The sequence below is a fragment of the Bacillus sp. TCT6 genome, assembly GCF_056033845.1.
The window spans coordinates 3,628,276-3,645,434 of the sequence record NZ_JBVYHX010000001.1 but is presented as its reverse complement, the minus strand read 5'-3'; the positions used below and the strand labels follow the sequence as shown (position 1 = coordinate 3,645,434).

General features: G+C 35.7%; 22 protein-coding genes. 18 read left to right on the top strand and 4 right to left on the bottom strand.

Translation table 11 applies throughout. The features are described 5' to 3' along the window. The first annotated feature begins 45 nt into the window (after positions 1-45). The 5 genes from ctaD (at position 46) to AC0ONG_RS18390 (ending at position 5,058) form a co-directional block, all read left to right on the top strand. Complete coding sequence (gene ctaD, locus AC0ONG_RS18410) at positions 46-1,881, top strand: cytochrome c oxidase subunit I (protein WP_153587159.1); 1,836 nt, start codon at positions 46-48, stop codon at positions 1,879-1,881. Beyond that, positions 1,881-2,504, top strand: coding sequence for a cytochrome c oxidase subunit III (gene ctaE / locus AC0ONG_RS18405; RefSeq protein WP_000557861.1), 624 nt, complete (start codon positions 1,881-1,883; stop codon positions 2,502-2,504). The genes ctaD and ctaE overlap by 1 nt, the downstream gene beginning before the upstream one ends. A 3-nt stretch (positions 2,505-2,507) precedes the next feature. Further along, positions 2,508-2,840, top strand: a complete 333-nt coding sequence (ctaF, locus tag AC0ONG_RS18400) for a cytochrome c oxidase subunit IVB (protein ID WP_000985703.1) — start codon at positions 2,508-2,510, stop codon at positions 2,838-2,840. 80 nt (positions 2,841-2,920) lie between these two features. Further along, a complete protein-coding gene (gene ctaG, locus AC0ONG_RS18395; protein WP_000069031.1) occupies positions 2,921-3,826 on the top strand; it encodes a cytochrome c oxidase assembly factor CtaG in 906 nt (301 codons plus the stop codon). A gap of 233 nt (positions 3,827-4,059) precedes the next feature. Beyond that, positions 4,060-5,058 carry a formamidase gene (locus AC0ONG_RS18390; RefSeq protein ID WP_000535809.1) on the top strand — a complete coding sequence of 333 codons (999 nt, stop codon included), beginning with the start codon at positions 4,060-4,062 and terminating at the stop codon, positions 5,056-5,058. Between the two features lie 46 nt (positions 5,059-5,104). On the opposite strand, the gene AC0ONG_RS18385 is transcribed toward AC0ONG_RS18390, so the two are convergent. Beyond that, a complete protein-coding gene (locus AC0ONG_RS18385; RefSeq protein WP_001160945.1) occupies positions 5,105-5,470 on the bottom strand; it encodes a YugN family protein in 366 nt (121 codons plus the stop codon). 204 nt (positions 5,471-5,674) lie between these two features. Here AC0ONG_RS18385 and AC0ONG_RS18380 point away from each other — a divergent pair, with 204 nt between their 5' ends. From AC0ONG_RS18380 to AC0ONG_RS18355, 6 genes are all read left to right on the top strand, one after another. Continuing rightward, a complete protein-coding gene (locus AC0ONG_RS18380; protein ID WP_000735371.1) occupies positions 5,675-6,709 on the top strand; it encodes a CAP domain-containing protein in 1,035 nt (344 codons plus the stop codon). 186 nt (positions 6,710-6,895) lie between these two features. Further along, complete coding sequence (locus AC0ONG_RS18375; RefSeq protein ID WP_001143333.1) at positions 6,896-7,333, top strand: YlbD family protein; 438 nt, start codon at positions 6,896-6,898, stop codon at positions 7,331-7,333. Positions 7,334-7,345: 12 nt separating this feature from the next. Beyond that, entirely contained in the window at positions 7,346-7,591 is a 246-nt protein-coding gene (locus AC0ONG_RS18370; RefSeq protein WP_001200990.1) for a YlbE-like family protein, read from the top strand. A gap of 76 nt (positions 7,592-7,667) precedes the next feature. Beyond that, positions 7,668-8,240 (top strand): histidine phosphatase family protein, encoded by a 573-nt coding sequence (locus AC0ONG_RS18365; RefSeq protein WP_000134944.1) that lies wholly within the window; start codon positions 7,668-7,670, stop codon positions 8,238-8,240. 114 nt (positions 8,241-8,354) lie between these two features. After that, the gene (locus AC0ONG_RS18360) at positions 8,355-8,807 is read left to right on the top strand and encodes a YlbF/YmcA family competence regulator (RefSeq protein ID WP_000634361.1); all 453 of its coding nucleotides are present in this window, start codon (positions 8,355-8,357) and stop codon (positions 8,805-8,807) included. A 126-nt stretch (positions 8,808-8,933) separates the two neighbouring features. Further along, positions 8,934-9,200 carry a YlbG family protein gene (locus AC0ONG_RS18355; RefSeq protein ID WP_002082261.1) on the top strand — a complete coding sequence of 89 codons (267 nt, stop codon included), beginning with the start codon at positions 8,934-8,936 and terminating at the stop codon, positions 9,198-9,200. A 54-nt stretch (positions 9,201-9,254) separates the two neighbouring features. Here the strand turns inward: AC0ONG_RS18355 and AC0ONG_RS18350 are convergent, their stop codons facing one another. Continuing rightward, entirely contained in the window at positions 9,255-9,644 is a 390-nt protein-coding gene (locus tag AC0ONG_RS18350; RefSeq protein ID WP_000616017.1) for a DUF7147 family protein, read from the bottom strand. Between the two features lie 498 nt (positions 9,645-10,142). Between AC0ONG_RS18350 and rsmD the strand changes: the two genes are divergently transcribed. Continuing rightward, positions 10,143-10,709 (top strand): 16S rRNA (guanine(966)-N(2))-methyltransferase RsmD, encoded by a 567-nt coding sequence (gene rsmD, locus AC0ONG_RS18345; RefSeq protein ID WP_001266977.1) that lies wholly within the window; start codon positions 10,143-10,145, stop codon positions 10,707-10,709. After that, positions 10,706-11,197 carry a pantetheine-phosphate adenylyltransferase gene (gene coaD / locus AC0ONG_RS18340; protein WP_000200601.1) on the top strand — a complete coding sequence of 164 codons (492 nt, stop codon included), beginning with the start codon at positions 10,706-10,708 and terminating at the stop codon, positions 11,195-11,197. Before rsmD ends, coaD begins: the two co-directional genes overlap by 4 nt. Here coaD and ylbJ read toward each other — a convergent pair. Then, positions 11,189-12,418 carry a sporulation integral membrane protein YlbJ gene (gene ylbJ, locus AC0ONG_RS18335; protein ID WP_000273087.1) on the bottom strand — a complete coding sequence of 410 codons (1,230 nt, stop codon included), beginning with the start codon at positions 12,416-12,418 and terminating at the stop codon, positions 11,189-11,191. The genes coaD and ylbJ overlap by 9 nt on opposite strands. Positions 12,419-12,531: 113 nt before the next feature. On the opposite strand from ylbJ, the gene AC0ONG_RS18330 reads away from it, so the two are divergent. After that, positions 12,532-13,323 (top strand): patatin-like phospholipase family protein, encoded by a 792-nt coding sequence (locus AC0ONG_RS18330; protein WP_000662584.1) that lies wholly within the window; start codon positions 12,532-12,534, stop codon positions 13,321-13,323. Then, a complete protein-coding gene (locus AC0ONG_RS18325; protein ID WP_000476296.1) occupies positions 13,316-14,353 on the top strand; it encodes a SepM family pheromone-processing serine protease in 1,038 nt (345 codons plus the stop codon). The genes AC0ONG_RS18330 and AC0ONG_RS18325 overlap by 8 nt, the downstream gene beginning before the upstream one ends. Before the next feature lie 10 nt (positions 14,354-14,363). Here AC0ONG_RS18325 and AC0ONG_RS18320 read toward each other — a convergent pair whose 3' ends face one another. Next, positions 14,364-15,545: a nucleotidyltransferase gene (locus AC0ONG_RS18320; RefSeq protein WP_003307657.1), complete on the bottom strand. Its 1,182-nt coding sequence runs from the start codon at positions 15,543-15,545 to the stop codon at positions 14,364-14,366. Between the two features lie 213 nt (positions 15,546-15,758). Between AC0ONG_RS18320 and AC0ONG_RS18315 the strand changes: the two genes are divergently transcribed. The 3 genes from AC0ONG_RS18315 to AC0ONG_RS18305 all read left to right on the top strand — a co-directional run bounded on the left by AC0ONG_RS18315 (position 15,759) and on the right by AC0ONG_RS18305 (position 17,131). Next, the gene (locus AC0ONG_RS18315; protein WP_000872137.1) at positions 15,759-16,259 is read left to right on the top strand and encodes a YceD family protein; all 501 of its coding nucleotides are present in this window, start codon (positions 15,759-15,761) and stop codon (positions 16,257-16,259) included. A gap of 61 nt (positions 16,260-16,320) precedes the next feature. Beyond that, positions 16,321-16,494, top strand: a complete 174-nt coding sequence (gene rpmF, locus AC0ONG_RS18310) for a 50S ribosomal protein L32 (protein WP_001984764.1) — start codon at positions 16,321-16,323, stop codon at positions 16,492-16,494. Positions 16,495-16,624: 130 nt separating this feature from the next. Beyond that, positions 16,625-17,131, top strand: a complete 507-nt coding sequence (locus AC0ONG_RS18305) for an RsfA family transcriptional regulator (RefSeq protein ID WP_000246470.1) — start codon at positions 16,625-16,627, stop codon at positions 17,129-17,131. The last annotated feature ends 28 nt before the right edge of the window (positions 17,132-17,159 follow it).

The following is a 17,159-nucleotide window of genomic DNA, read 5'->3' as shown; positions in this document are numbered from 1 at the left end:
GAAGGGGAGGTTGAAAACGTGAGTTCTGTAGCAAAAAAACAGGGGATGGGTGCTGTCATATGGGATTATTTAACGACAGTAGACCATAAAAAGATTGCCATTCTCTATTTAATTGCAGGTGGATTGTTTTTTGTAATAGGCGGAATAGAAGCTCTATTTATTCGCCTTCAATTAGCGATTCCTAACAACGCTTTTCTTGTTGGGGATGCTTATAATCAAGTATTGACGATGCACGGTACAACAATGATTTTCCTCGCAGCTATGCCACTCGTGTTTGCATTTATGAACGCCGCTGTACCACTTCAAATTGGTGCACGTGATGTAGCGTTCCCGTTTTTGAATTCACTCGGATTTTGGTTATTTTTCTTTGGTGGAGTATTTTTAAATTTAAGTTGGTTTTTAGGTGGAGCACCTGATGCAGGATGGACATCTTATGCATCTTTAGCTTTAGCCTCTAAGGGTCATGGTGTTGATTTCTATGTACTCGGTTTGCAAATCTCAGGTATTGGTACATTAATTGGAGGTATTAACTTCCTTGTAACCATTATTAATATGCGTGCGCCAGGAATGACGTATATGCGTATGCCGATGTTTACATGGACGACATTTGTAACATCTTCGCTTATATTATTCGCTTTTCCACCGTTAACTGTAGGATTAGGACTTTTAATGTTAGATCGTTTATTTGGAACAAGTTTCTTTAATCCAGCATTGGGCGGGAATACAATTATATGGGAGCATTTATTCTGGATTTTCGGTCATCCAGAAGTATACATTCTTATACTCCCAGCTTTCGGAATATTCTCAGAAATATTCGCGACATTTTCGAAAAAACGATTGTTTGGTTATTCATCGATGGTGTTTGCGACTGTATTAATTGGATTTTTAGGATTTATGGTATGGGCGCATCATATGTTTACTGTTGGACTTGGTCCAGTTGCTAATGCTATTTTCTCAGTTGCAACAATGGCGATTGCGGTTCCGACTGGTATCAAAATATTCAACTGGCTCTTTACAATGTGGGGCGGAAGTATTCGTTTTACGACACCAATGATGTGGGCAGTAGCTTTCATTCCATCATTCGTAATGGGTGGAGTTACAGGGGTTATGCTAGCATCTGCACCAGCTGATTATCAATTTCATGATAATTATTTCGTAGTAGCACATTTTCATTATGTAATCGTTGGCGGTGTTGTATTTGGTTTACTTGCAGGAGCTCATTATTATTGGCCACTGATGTTTAATAAAGTATTAAATGAAACATTAGGAAAGATAACGTTTTGGCTATTCTTTATCGGTTTCCATTTAACGTTCTTTATTCAGCATTTCCTTGGCTTGATTGGTATGCCACGCCGTTACTACACATATCTTGAAGGGCAAGGGTTGGAAATGGGGAATATGATTAGTTCTATCGGAGCGGTGTTTATGGCTCTTGGGACGATTGTTCTTCTATTCAATGTAATTAAAACGACAGTATCAAAAGAAAAAGCTGGTCGTGATCCGTGGGATGCACGTACATTAGAATGGACGATGCCAGCACCGACACCAGAATATAACTTTAAACAACTACCATTTGTTCGCGGATTAGATCCGTTTTGGATTGAAAAACGTGAAGGTAATAAAGAGATGACAGCAGCGGAACCAATTGGTGATATTCATATGCCAAATCCTTCGTTTTCACCATTTGTCATTTCTTTCGGATTGTTTATAGCGGCATTTGGTGCAATGTATATGCAGGGCGGAAAAGATAAGTTCTGGTTATTGGTAGCAATTATTGGTTTAATCATTACATTTGGCGCAATGTTCCTACGTTCAGTAATCGATGATCATGGATACCATATTCATAAGGAAGATTTAGATGATAAGGGGGGCAAGGCATAATGCATGTAGATGAAAAATTAACGAATGAAACATTTCCAGCAGAGCCTGAAAAAGCAACCCTTGAAGGGAAAAATAAGTTTGTTGGTTTTTGGTTATTTCTTGGAGGCGAAACAGTGTTGTTCGCTTCCTTATTCGGAACATATTTAGCATTAAAGAATTCTACAAATGGTGGACCAACATCTCAAGAAATGTTCCAAATGCCACTCGTTTTCATTATGACGATGCTTTTATTAACGAGTAGCTTAACAAGTGTATATGCGATGTATCACATGAAAAACTTTAACTTTAAGAAAATGCAACTTTGGTTACTAGTAACTGTATTGCTAGGTTTAGGATTTTTAGGGTTTGAGATATATGAGTTTTATCATTATACACATGAATTTAAGCATACTATGAGAAGTAGTGCGTTTGGCTCTGCATTTTATGCTCTTGTTGGTACACATGGACTCCACGTATTGTTTGGGTTGTGTTGGATTTTAACATTAATCTTTAGAAATGCGAAGAGAGGTCTAAATTTATACAATGCACCGAAGTTTTATGTTGCATCAATTTATTGGCACTTTATTGACGTAGTTTGGGTGTTTATTTTCACTGTAGTATATTTAATGGGAATGGTGGGATAAACAATGGCGATAAAGCAAACAAATAATCCTAAAGTTGATCTTGTTTATCGGAAGAGAAAAAGTGCGGAGGAAATGAAGCATCAAGTTATTACGTTTGCATTAATGATTTTTTTAACATTAGTTGCATTTGTAGCAGTGGCGTATCCAAAAACTTTTAGTCCGACTTTCTCTGTGCCATTTATTTTACTATTAGCAGTGGTACAAGTAATTTTTCAATTGTATTATTTTATGCATATGAGCCATAAAGGACATGAAGCAGCAAGTTTCTTTCTATACTCTGGTCTGCTAATAGGGTTAATTACAATTTTAGCTTTTATGACAATTGTGTGGATTTGAAAAGTGAAATATAAGGGAGCTTGTGTTGTCACAGCTCCCTCTTCATATTATGGGATAACCTTACGAAGGTAGGTGTGAAAATGAGTAACTTGTGGATATTTGGTTTTCAGGCTTTATGGAGTCCAATTTTTTTATTATTTATGCTTTCGATTCTTATTGGGTACTTCTTAATTATTGGACCTTATAGAATGCGATTTGAAAATGCGACGAAGGTAAGTAAGAAGCAAATTTTTTATTTTACGACTGGTATTGTTCTTTTGTATTTTGTAAAGGGAGGGCCTATTGATTTAATTGGCCATATTATATTTAGTGCTCATATGTTTGAAATGGCAGTCATGTATATTGCAGTTCCACCGTTACTGTTGCTTGGTATACCAACTTGGTTATATCGTTACATTACTTCTTTTAAGTTCGTTCAAATTATATTAAAGGTATTTGCTAAACCACTTATTGCGTTGTTTGTATTTAACGGCCTGTTTTCTTTTTATCATTTACCAGTTGTTTTTGATACGGTAAAACAAAGTCAAATTGCTCATCCTATTTGTCTCGCTATATTGTTTTTTACAGCAATCATGATGTGGTGGCCGATGTTAAATCCATTACCAGAATATCAAACGTTAAGTGATATAAAGAAACTTGGTTACATGTTTGCTAATGGTATATTATTAACGCCTGCTTGTGCGTTAATAATTTTTGCGACAGCCCCGTTATTTGCAACGTATACGGATCCGGCTGCTTGGATGAAAGCGATGGAACTATGTGTACCAGCGGGCACTTTATCAGATTTAAATATAACGGGACCGGAATTTTTGCACTGGATGCCAGTAGTACAAGACCAGCAAACTGGTGGTATCATAATGAAAATTGTCCAGGAAATAGTGTACGGTACAATTATAGGCTATGTATTCTTTAGATGGGCACGTAGAGAACGTGAAAAGGATAAGGAGCAGTTGCAACAATTGCCGCCGTATTTACAAACTAAGTAAAAAAAGTGTATGGGATTCCATACGCTTTTTTTACTTAGTTTTAGTTTTTCATGAAAGATTGAATTTTCTAATTATTTATGTTAAGTTAGTGTAGGCGTGTACTAAAAGTGGATATAAAATTTACTACTAGCTTTCATGCGTAATAATTCCATATGTGGTGCAAGTTTTTTAGAGAGTTACAAAAATATATTGTTATCTTTAATAAACACGAACTATTTTAAGGGGGAATTTTAATGGGTAGTAGTGGAAGTATGGTAAAGCCGATTAGTGGTTTTTTGACAGCACTAATTCAATATCCAGTACCAGTAGTAGAGTCACGTGCGGACATTGATAAACAAATTCAACAAATCATAAAAACAATTCATTCGACCAAATCAGGTTATCCTGGATTAGAATTAATAGTATTTCCTGAATATAGTACACAAGGGCTCAATACAAAAAAATGGACCACAGAAGAATTTTTATGTACAGTGCCTGGGCCAGAAACCGACTTATTTGCTGAGGCATGTAAAGAATCTAAAGTATATGGTGTTTTTTCGATAATGGAAAAAAATCCTGGTGGTGGAGAGCCATATAATACAGCAGTTATTATTGATCCACAAGGTGAAATGATTTTGAAGTATCGTAAGCTAAATCCTTGGGTACCAGTCGAGCCTTGGAAAGCTGGAGATTTAGGCTTACCTGTTTGTGTTGGACCTGGAGGAAGTAAATTAGCTGTTTGTATTTGTCATGATGGCATGTTCCCTGAAGTAGCTCGTGAAGCGGCCTATAAAGGTGCAAATGTCTTGATTCGTATTTCTGGATATAGCACACAAGTTAGTGAACAATGGATGCTAACCAATCGTTCAAATGCATGGCAGAATTTAATGTATACATTGTCGGTAAACTTAGCGGGTTATGATGGTGTATTTTATTACTTTGGTGAAGGACAAGTATGTAATTTTGATGGGACTACTTTAGTACAGGGGCATCGAAATCCTTGGGAGATTGTTACTGCTGAAGTATATCCAGAACTAGCAGATCAGGCTAGATTAGGATGGGGATTAGAAAATAATATATATAATCTAGGTTCAAGAGGATATGTAGCAACTCCTGGTGGGGTGAAAGAAAACCCATATACGTTTATAAAAGATTTAGCTGAAGGTAAATATAAGGTTCCTTGGGAAGATGAGATTAAAGTAAAAGATGGATCTATTTATGGATATCCAGTAAAAAAAACGATTCATTCTTAGGGAAGGGAAATAAAACAAGCGCATCATATTGATGCGCTTGTTTTTGTTAATCAATAATTTGAAGTTCTTTTAACTCTTTTTCGACATTTTGTAGGAGTTGTTCACTTTTTTGAAGTACATTCGTTGGGAAAGTCTCATCATCGCCATATTCAACGCCGTGAGGATAATAATGTTTTCCTAATAAGGGGGGGAGTAGTTTTACTTCAGCGTGTCTACTGCCGATGTCACCTTCAACAGCAACTCCTTGCACTCGTAAATAATAAATATCCTTTAATATTTCAAATTTATAATCGTATGTAACCCGTTCATAATCCCACTGTCCAGCAAGTACGAAGTGGTTGTTTTCCATGATTTCAGTTAAAAGAGTTAATTCAACGACGGCTCCATTAAATTTCGTATTTGTAAATTGCATATAATACCTCCTTTTTTAATGTTACACCATTATTTTTATAATAGTATGAATAATGAGAAAGTGCAATTCATATTGAGAGAAAAGGGATAATCCAGACTTTTTTCACGAAAATATGATATAGTGAAAAGAGTACGGTACACACAAAAAGAAAGAAAAGGATTTGTGTATATCTCAATTTTATGTTTTGTTCAGGAGGTATATCGTTTGAAGAAATTATTGCGTATCGTAATGATTACATTTTTAATTTTAGCTGTTGATTTATACGGAAAATTACTCGTTTCACAATATATATTAACCCCATCTCAATCAAAGCAAGAAAATAAAATTGTGAAAAAGAAAAAGCAAATTAAGGAAGACTCCTCAGACACTGTTTTAAATATGATTGGTGAAGACTCTGAAAATTTATTGGCGAAGTGGGGAGAACCCTCTCGAATAGAGCCGTCTGCATACGGATATGAATGGTGGGTATACAATCAGGATTTAACTCAGTATGCTCAATTTGGAGTTTCTGAACGTAAAGTTGTAACGGCGTATGCTGCTGGTGAACAAGTTAAGGTTCCACCTTATTATATAAATGAAAAATATGAAGAAGTATATAAAAAAAGTCCGCCTTCGCATGAAATTGCGTTAAAAAGAGGGAAAAATAGTTATCAATTTGAACTATCTGATACCGAAGTCATGGAACAACCGTTAATACCTGTAGAAGATGGATGGGCGCAATTGTATTTTGATCAATTTACACATGAGCTTGTGGGTGTTCGTTATATGGATGATGAAACATTATTACGCCAAAGACCGTATCAGCTCGTTTATTCAGGTGAATTAATAGCAGAACAACCATTGACTCCAGAAAAAATAAAACAAGTAGAAAATGGGAATATGCAACAAATTTTTGATTTAACAAATATCATTCGAAGTCGTCATAAATTATCATTATTAACATGGGATCAGGAAACAGCAGATGTTGCTGTTGGTCACAGTAAAGATATGAAAGACAATAATTATTTTTCTCATGACTCACCTACATTAGGTACGCTAGGAGATCGATTGCAGCGCGGGAAAGTAGGATTTCAACTTGCTGGTGAGAACATAGCGGCGCAACATAGTGATGGAATTGCGGCAGTGCAAGGTTGGTTAAATAGTGAGGGGCATAGAAAGAATTTATTAAATGAACAATTTACAGGATTAGGTGTTGGTGTATACGATAAATTTTATACACAAAACTTTATTCGAAAATAAAGCGAAACTGTAAGCGGTGGGGTGTTACATCACCTAATTAGTTACTTCGTATTCACTGAATTGTAGGTGGGAATCTGACCGTATGCAAATAGCAGAAAAAAAGGTGCATGAATCGTCTGAAAATAGGCGAACCATGTGCCTTTTTTTTCTTACTATATAGTAGATATACATGGAGAGGTGAGGATTATGCCAACAACAAAAGGGCCGTTACATCCATCGGTTCAACAGTTTAAAGAATTTGTAAACCATCACCCTAAAATGGTTCATGAGGTTAGAAATGGTCACAAAACTTGGCAACAATTTTATGAAGAATGGTACTTACTTGGTGAAGAAGATCCAATATGGGCAACTTATAGACCGGATGGAGCGCCTGCGTTTTCTTCGGTAAAAGAAAATAAAAAAGAAAAAGATAATCGAACTGAAGAGGAAAAAACTGCTGATGTGATGGGGCAAATGCTTTCTTTTTTTAAAAAGTTGGACGTGGAACAAATGCAGAACCATTTAGCCAATGTGACGAGTGCTATTGGGAGCGTGCAACAAGTTATTCAGCAATTTCAAGGTAACCGTACGCAGCAAGAACAAAGTACTTCAGAAAATAACCCGTTTTTCTTTCAAAAGGATTAGGGGGGAAAGATGATGAGAGCAGAAATTATGGAGTTTATAAAGGCTGATGAGGATTTATCTCGCTATATTAGAGAGCAACCGTACTGGTATAGAAAATTAACACGAAATCCTGAAGAAAAAGAGGCTTTTGAGTTAGCGGCGATGCAACATTTCAAAAAAACAATACCAGATAAAGTGGAAAAATTTCAAAATCAATTGGCTGTTGCTTCGATCATGATTGATATGTTTCAGTATATGAAGCAACAAAATGCAACCTAATTGCAAGTGAAAAATATGTCCGTCATGCAGAACTTTTGTTACAATAGAGATTGATTATTTAAAAAGGAGTTGCAGCATGACGGAAATTTGTTTAGTACGACATGGACAAACTGATTGGAATTTTCAAGAAATTATTCAGGGGCGAGAAGATATTCCGCTTAATGAAGTTGGTAAGAAGCAAGCGAGTCAAAGTGCAGCTGCTTTACAAGAAGAAACGTGGGATATCATTATAAGTAGCCCGTTAATTAGAGCGCAAGAAACGGCTAATGAAATCGCAAAGGCGGCTGGATTACAATCGATTTTATTAGATGATCGATTTGTTGAACGGAATTTTGGAGAAGCTTCAGGGAAGCCAGTTGCGACTGTTAGAGAGTTGATTGCTGAGGGTAAAGTAGAAGGTATGGAGCAAGATGAAGAGATTGTAGCTCGTTGCTTTGCTGCTTTAGAAGATGTTGCAACAACTCATTTTGGCAAACGTATTATTATTGTTGCTCACTCACACGCGATAAAAGCAATTTTACATGCCATTGAACCAGATGAAATTACATTTAAGACACCATTAAAAAATGCGTGTATTAGTTATGTGAAACAAAATAGTGGGAAATGGGATGTTCTTAAATATAATATAGCGGAACATATTAATGTATAAGTGTGTACGGATATAGTGTGAAAATAGTTTCATTATATCTTTCTTTTGAGTAAGTCACTTCAATTAGTAGTTCTAATCTAAATGTGGTATGATGGATACTCGGAGGTGTCTCTCATGATTGTAGCGACGCTAGAAAGCGTATTAATATTAGATAAGGCAGAGCAGCTTGCAAAAGCGATTATCTGTTCAGATATAGCAGAAGATTATCGTAAGTATTATAGAGAATTACATGAAGATATAGAACTTCAGACGTTAATTCAGCAATTTACAGCGATGAAAGAACGGTATGAGGAAGTACAGCGTTTTGGAAAATACCATCCTGACTACACTACCGTATCGATGAAAATGAGAGAATTAAAGCGTTCTGTGGACTTACATGATAAGGTTGCAGCTTTTAAAAGAGCAGAAACTGCTTTGCAGAAGTTATTAGATGAAGTTAGTGTAGCAATCGGTTCGGAAGTGTCTTCTTCCATTAAAGTACCAACAGGAAATCCATTCTTTGATGCTGGTGGCTGTGGTGGAGGTTGTGGTACTGGCGGAGGTTGTGGTTGTAAAAAAACGGGGTGATGTACCCCGTTTTTTAGAAGTTGGAAGAAAACGTATACAGAGTTTGTCCTGTAATGTTATAAATTTCTGATTGGTTTTCATAGAATATAAAATATATGTTTTTAAAAGGAGAAGATGGAGAAGATTATGTTCGGGCAACGACAAAGTATGATTGTTTATTTACATTCATTGAAACATGCCAAGATTTTAAGGAAATATGGTAACATACATTACATATCAAAACGATTAAAATATGCTGTAGTATATTGTGACATGGAACAAATTGAGCATATGATGCATAAGTTGAACAAACTTCCTTTTGTGAAAAAGATAGAACAGTCGTATCGCCCGTATTTAAAAACGGAATTTGAAAATTCCCGTCCTGATCGAGCAAAAGAATACGATTATAGCTAATAGAAAAAATCCCCTGCTAAGTTTAGCGGGGGATTTTTTAATTGAAATAAAGTGTTATTTCATCGGAGGAATGAAATTGTTCATTCGTAAAATGCCAATTAAATGATTAAAAAATAGTTCTTTTTCTGGGAAAGTTGTAGATGGCTTTACAGTAAAAGTAGCCACTTTTTTTCCGAGTTGCTCTGCCGTTTCTTCAAATAAAATGACACGTTTACTTTTTTTATTTTCAAATACAGGAATGCCTTCACGACATATGTATAATGGTTGGAAATCACCAGTAGTAGTTGGTTTTAATATTACAACAAGCGAACACACTTTTTTATCGTTTTTTATCGTTTCAAATTGTAACATATGTGCTATACGTTCTTGATTTGTTTTGGCAATTTCAAGTAATTCATATAAATCAGAGTAGCCTTCTCCGAGTTCTATAAAGCGTTGAATCATATTTTTTCCTCCTCTTTCTTTTACTGTACCATTTCACTTTTTAAATGAAAAGCACACAAAGAAAAAAAACCCTGCATAGCAGGGCCCTTCTTATACTAGCATGTACTAGTAAGAAGGAAAAGGGAGAGGAGAAACCGGAGGAAGAACTTATGGGGAAACGTAAGTCTTCTCCGCGGTTGGCAACAACATCGAAGGTGATGTTGTTATAATTATTTATGTCCAATCTAAATGAAGATATACATAATGAAATTAAATTTTATGTTGGGCTTTTTATTTTTCTTTTTTTTATTTTGTGATAGGATAAAAAAGATAAAGTGGAACTAATATACATATTGGATTCATATTAGTGAATGATGAGATGAATACATAAAAATAATGAGCGGTTATTTGATGGTGAGTTTTCCGATATTTAGGTGAATGTAATTTGTTAACGGTTACCGAAGTGGGAATGGCTTTGTATAATCGCTCGATAGATTGAAATAAAGGTAGTGACAACAGATGAGAGTAGTTTCAGGAAAATGTAAAGGACACCCACTTAAAGCGGTTCCTGGTAATACAACACGTCCAACGACAGATAAAGTAAAAGAATCTATTTTTAATATGATAGGTCCTTATTTTGATGGTGGTATTGCCCTTGATTTATTTGGTGGTAGTGGTGGTCTTGGAATTGAGGCTTTGAGCAGAGGGATCGATAAAGCGATTTTTGTTGATAGGGATAGTAAAGCGATAAAAGTAATTCATCAAAATTTAGAAAGTTGTAGAATACAGGAACAAGCTGAAGTATATCGAAATGATGCGGAACGTGCAGTAAAGGCGCTAATAAAACGTGAAATGTCATTCGATCTTATATTAATAGATCCTCCATATAAAGAGCAAAAAATTGTATCTTTAATTAGTGTAATGGATCAACATGGATTGCTGCATAGTGATGGATTAATTATGGCAGAGCATGGTAATGATGTGGTTTTACCTAATTCAATAGGCAGGCTTGTGAAAGTACGAGCTGAGAATTATGGGATTACTGCAATATCGATTTATAAGTATGAAGGTGAGGGGACAGAATGACAAGTATAGCTATTTCTTCAGGAAGTTTTGATCCAATTACCCTTGGGCATCTGGATATTATTAAAAGGGGAGCAAAAGTATTTGATGAGGTGTACGTAGTCGTTTTAAACAATTCATCAAAAAAACCATTCTTTTCAGTTGAAGAGCGATTAGAACTAATTCGAGAAGCGACAAAGGATATCCCGAATGTAAAAGTAGATTCGCATAGTGGGCTGTTAGTAGAGTATGCAAAAATGCGTAATGCAAATGCAATATTACGTGGTTTACGAGCAGTTTCTGATTTTGAATATGAGATGCAAATTACTTCTATGAATCGAAAATTAGATGAAAATATTGAAACATTTTTTATTATGACAAACAACCAATATTCATTTTTAAGCTCGAGTATTGTGAAAGAAGTTGCGAGGTATGGAGGAAGTGTAGTAGATCTTGTACCTCCTATTGTGGAGCGTGCTTTAAAAGAAAAGTTTCAAACCCCGTTAAAGTGAACGGGGTTTTTCTTTATACGTGCGCAAAAATAATAAAATAATATATAAGTATAGACAAAATAATGTAAAAATTGGTCCGTAATGTATAAAAGATGTCCAAATTTCATGTAGTATAGAAGGATGCTTGGATAAAAATACAGGAATATCTTTTGGTATAGGTGAGAAAGAACTCACTTTCTCATAAAATGGTGTCCAAAATACAAATGTAAAAATAGGGGCAAGAATACTTTGAATAATTCGTGCGAAAAAATAGGGTTTAAATCGGATATCTGTTTCAGCTAATATGCTAGCAACTTGTGCCTGAATAGAAAGACCGCTAAATGCTAAAATGAAGCTTGTTACCATAGCTTGTTGTAAGAGCGGTGTTTCATTTATTTGACTAATCATTTGGCTTCCGAGTGTCATTTCGAAAATACCTGATAATATAGGTATACTAAAATCCGTACTTAGTTGGAAGAATGATAAAATATGTTGCATAATAAAAGAAAGAGCTGCTGTAATGTGGAATACAGTAATCATTTTATTTAACACAGAGAATAAAATAATAAATCCGCCAATCATAAGTAATGTTTGAATAGAAGAAACGATAGCATCCCCAAGTAATTTACCGATTGGCCTTTTTTCTTGTAAGCGCGTCTCGTGAAGAATTAAAAAAGGGTTTTGAAAGCGGCGTTTTTTTGTAGTGTGTGTATTATTTTTGTAAGCGGTATTATGTCCGTAAAAACGCATAATTAATCCGACGGCAAAGTTACTGAAATAATGGGCAGCCGCTAATATAATTCCTAATTTCGGATTATTAAAAAAACCGATAGACACAGCACCGAAAATAAAAAGTGGATTAGAAGAATTTGTGAAAGAAACGAGGCGCTCCGCTTCAATCTGAGTTAAAAGATTGCTTTTTCGTAGTCTAGCGCTTAATTTGGCGCCTGCAGGGAAACCAGAAGCCATTCCCATGGCCCAAACAAATCCACCTATCCCTGGAACGCGAAAAAGTGGGCGCATGAGTGGTTCTAATATAACGCCAATAAATTTTACAACACCGATACTAATTAGAAGTTCTGCAATGATGAAAAACGGTAGTAGTGAAGGGAATACAACTTCCCACCATATATTTAACCCGCGAATAGAAGCTTGCAAAGCGGCTTGGGGGTGGAGTACAAGAGAAAAGGTTAAAAATAGCGTTGATATGGTAAGGAAAGCGGTTTTCCATTTTTCATACATGTAAGTAAATCCCCCTTTGTCCCAAAAAACGTTCATTTCAGTATACGTGGATACGTAGTGAATTTAGACCATAAGTATGAAAAAGGAATGAAAAAAATTAAAGGGTGAGAAAAATGAAAGAACCAAAGATTGGTTTAGCGCTTGGGTCTGGAGGAGCGAAAGGGTTTGCTCATATTGGTGTAATAAAGGTTTTAAGGGAAGCGGATATCCCTATTCATATGATTGCAGGAAGTAGTATGGGGGCGCTAATAGGTACGTTTTATGCGGCAAGTAGTAACGTTGAAAGATTGTATAAATTGGCATCTGTTTTTAAGCGGAAGTATTATTTAGATTTCACGGTACCAAAAATGGGATTTATTGCTGGAAAACGTGTCAAAGATATGATTAAAATGTTTACATATAATAAAAATTTAGAAGAGTTAGATATCCCGACGGCTGTTGTGGCTACTGACATACTGAAGGGGGAAAAAGTGGTTTTTACAAGTGGGCCAGTTGCAGATGCGGTTAGGGCTAGCATATCTGTTCCTGGAGTGTTTGTACCAGAAAAAATAGATGGACGATTATTAGTGGATGGTGGAGTTATTGATCGCATCCCAGTATCGGTTGTGAAAGAGTTAGGGGCCGATATTGTTATCGCTGTTGATGTATCTCCAATTAAGGTGAATGGAGATGTTACGTCCATTTATGACGTAATCATGCAAAGTATTGAAATTATGCAGCATGAGCTTGTAATGAATCGGCAAATTGCATCGGATTTAATGATGCGACCAGCTGTAGAGCAATTTAGTTCACGTGCTTTTACGAACATTGAAGACATTATTCGAGTTGGAGAAGTAGAAGCGGAAAAACATGTTTCAAATATTTATTTATTAATTGAGCAGTGGAAGGAGAAACATAATGTTTAAGCGTTTTCGGTTTATATATGCAATCTTAATAGGGGTTATATTGGCGATGTTACTTGTTTACGTACGTTTACCGTATTATGTAACAAAACCAGGAATGGCTGCCAAATTAGAGCCTTACGTTCAAGTTGAGGGTGGAACGAAAGAATCTGGTGATTTTATGCTTGTTACGGTTTCAATGGGGCCAGCAAATGTGGTGAATTTAATAGCGGCACAGTTTAATAAATATACACATATTTCGAAAGCGGAAGAAATATTGCAAAAAGGTGAGAGTGATGAAGAATATCAATTTCGCCAAAATTATGCGATGAAAGATTCACAAAATGCCGCAATTTATAATGCATATAAACGTGCAAATCGCTCTGTTTCTTTTGAAAATAAAGGTGTATTAGTTGCTGGTGTGGCAAAAGGAATGCCGTCAGAAGGAAAGCTTAAGCTTGGTGATGTTATTATAGCTGTTGACGGAAAAACATTTGAAAAGACGGAGCAATTTATTGAATATATGACTGGGAAAAAAGAAAGCGATGCTGTAAGTATTGAGTACATGAGAAATGGAAAACAATTGAAAGAAAATTTAAATGTAAAGACGATTCCTAATGGAAATGGACGTGTCGGTATAGGTGTTTCTATCGTTACGGAAAGAGAATTAGTGGTCGATCCGAAAGTGAAAATTAATTCTCATGAAATTGGTGGACCATCCGCAGGTTTAATGTTTACATTAGAAATATATAATCAACTTGTGGAAGAAGACTTAACAAAAGGACATGAGATAGCTGGAACAGGTACAATTAATGAAAAAGGAGAAGTGGGCCCAATTGGTGGTATAAATCAAAAAGTGGTGGCTGCTAGCGATGCCGGGGCTGAAGTGTTCTTTGCGCCAAATGAAAAAGGTGCGGAGAAATCGAACTATAAAGATGCACTTGAGACTGCAAAGGATATTAAAACAAAAATGAAAATTATACCAGTGGATACGCTGGATGATGCGTTAACATATTTAGAAAAGATGGATAAGGAAAAAACCTCTCTGAAATAGAGAGGTTTTTTTATAGGAATTTTGTAGTTGTTTCATCATAGCGAATAGGATGGTGTGTTATATCCTGTTTTAATAGTTGCGTGCGTAACGGTTCGTGCATGATGGAGAAATATACAGAGTTTGCTTTTTTCTCTATATCTAAAGCGGCATGGTCAAATGTTTTTGTATGAGTAAGGATTGGAAGTTCGATTTTTTTCTTGTTTTTTGAAAGATAAGTTTGTCCTTTTTGTGACATGCCTAACAGGCGGATATATGGTGCGTGTTGTTCTATATTTGCGCTACGTATTTCCTCTTTTGTTGTGTTTGTTAAAATGTGTGTACAAGCTCTTTGTAATCTAGTCCATGTATAACGTTTTGTTTTTAATGCTTCCATGAATGAATAGAAGGAGGAACTGTTTTGTATTTTTGATAAAATACGATGCTCTAAACCTTCTTCTATTTCATATATATGTCGTAAGTCCCCTGGAGACATCGTCATGAGTTTATATTTAAAAAATGAAAAGTATTGTTCCCAATTATGTAATATCCCGTAGTTTTGTTTGTAATTTGCTAAAAGCGAAGTGGTTGCCTGTGGGAGAAAAGGTTCAATTGTTGTAAATGATCCTTCTTCGCTAAAGAGTTGTTTTCGGATGCTTGTCGCGCTTGCAATATATTGGTCATTAAATGTTTCATCATGATAATGAGAGGCAAATCTTTGTATAGTTTGAGCTTGTATAGAACTATTCTGTGACAGAATTGCTTTCATATATTGGAAGCCTAAAATATTATTTGGTTGTGACATATCAATGTTGTTTTCGGATGTTAAAATGTGTGAGAAAGCATCTGATGTTGCTTTTGCATAACTATTACCAGCGTCCATGAATTGTTTTACAAGGCAGTTAAAAGTCTCTTCTTCGTTTTTTTGTACGGAGATGGTATTATAAAAGTTTTTGATTTGTCCATCCTCACTACCGAAACAAATTTCAGAAACACGTAGGGCATTTAAAATGGAAATAGCACCATTTGCGAAGGTTTCAGCCTTTTGTGTTGCAAAGACGTATGGAAGCTCTACAACAAGGTCTACGCCGTTTGCTAAGGCCATTTTAGTGCGATACCATTTGGAAATGAGTGCGGGCTCACCACGCTGTAAAAAAGGACCACTCATAACGGCAATTATTATATCGGATTGTGTTAACTTTTTTGTCTGTTGCACATGATAAAGATGACCGTTATGAAAAGGGTTATATTCAACAACAATACCACCAGCTTTTATGGTAATCTCTCCTTTCGATGTAGCATCTTTTTGAAAAACGTGATACTCTATATATTATTTACTATGATGACTTCATTATAGTGTAAAGAAAAAACATTGACAAATATAAAATGGCTAGCTATAATTTTGTTTGTTGCCTTGAGGTGATATGATATGAAATGGTCCATCCATCAATTGAATAAATTGAGAAATAAAGGATTGACATTGGATGAGATGGTAGATGTAAGTGAGCTAAAAGAGGTCGAGAAAGATATTCGTGAAATTAATCCTGTGCATGTAATGGGAAGAGTTGATTTTGGCTCCGGTAAGTTTACGTTTCATCTACATATAACTGGAAGCATGGTTTTACCATGTTCTCGCTCTTTAGTAGATGTGACATTACCATTTGACATTAAAACAACTGAGGTGTTCCAAACTTCACAAGAAGAATTTGAAACTGAAGCTGAAATTCATTCTTTAGAAGGAGAAGTACTTGACTTACTGCCCGTAATCAAGGAAAATATACTTTTGGAGATTCCAATGCAAATTTTCAGTGATGATGTTTCTGGTGGAGCACCGACGCAAGGTCAAGACTGGCAAGTGATTTCGGAAGAAGACAAAGAAAAGACTGTTGATCCAAGATTGGCAGGACTTGCAAAGTTTTTTGACAAATAATCGGAAGACTGGTTCAGGCCTTCATATGAAAATAACTATTTCTTTTAAGGAGGTGGGAAGAATGGCTGTACCTTTTAGAAGAACTTCTAAAACAGTAAAAAGAAAGCGTCGTACGCATTTCAAATTATCAGTACCTGGTATGGTAGAGTGCCCAAGCTGTGGTGAAGCGAAATTAGCTCACCGTGTATGTAAAGCATGCGGTACTTACAAAGGTAAAGAAGTAATCAGCAAGTAATTGCGGGAAAATAAACGCAGAAGATATCTTCTGCGTTTATTTTTTTTTGTCTTAATCTTTAGTTGTTGTATTCTATCTTTTCTAGTAACTGCATATGCTTAATAAAAAATGCATAGGGAGGACTAGAGAGATGGCGACAACAAGACAAGATGCTTGGACTGATGATGAAGATTTGCTTCTGGCAGAAGTAGTACTCCGGCATATTCGAGAAGGTGGAACACAACTTTCTGCCTTTAAGGAAGTGGGAAAAAATTTATCACGTACACCAGCAGCATGTGGATTTAGATGGAATTCTTACGTAAGAAAGCAATATAAAGAACGTATTGAGGAAGCAAAGCAACTTCGTAAAGTAGAAAATTATGAAGTGAAAGAGACGAAGGTGTTAGAACCTACGTCAATTACGTTGAATGATGTTATTGACTTCTTGCAAAATTATAAAGATGAAAACTCTTTAACGGTGTTGCAACAACAAGTTGAATCATTACAAACAGAAAGAGAGCGTCTTCTGGAGCGATTATCAGTATATGAGGAAGAGTATAGAACATTACTTGATTATATCGATCAAAAAAGAAGTGTAATGGTAGTGGAAAGAAACAACGCTCGCTCGAATGAAAAGTTAGAGAAGCTTAAAAAATAAAAAACAGCTGTTATACAGCTGTTTTTTT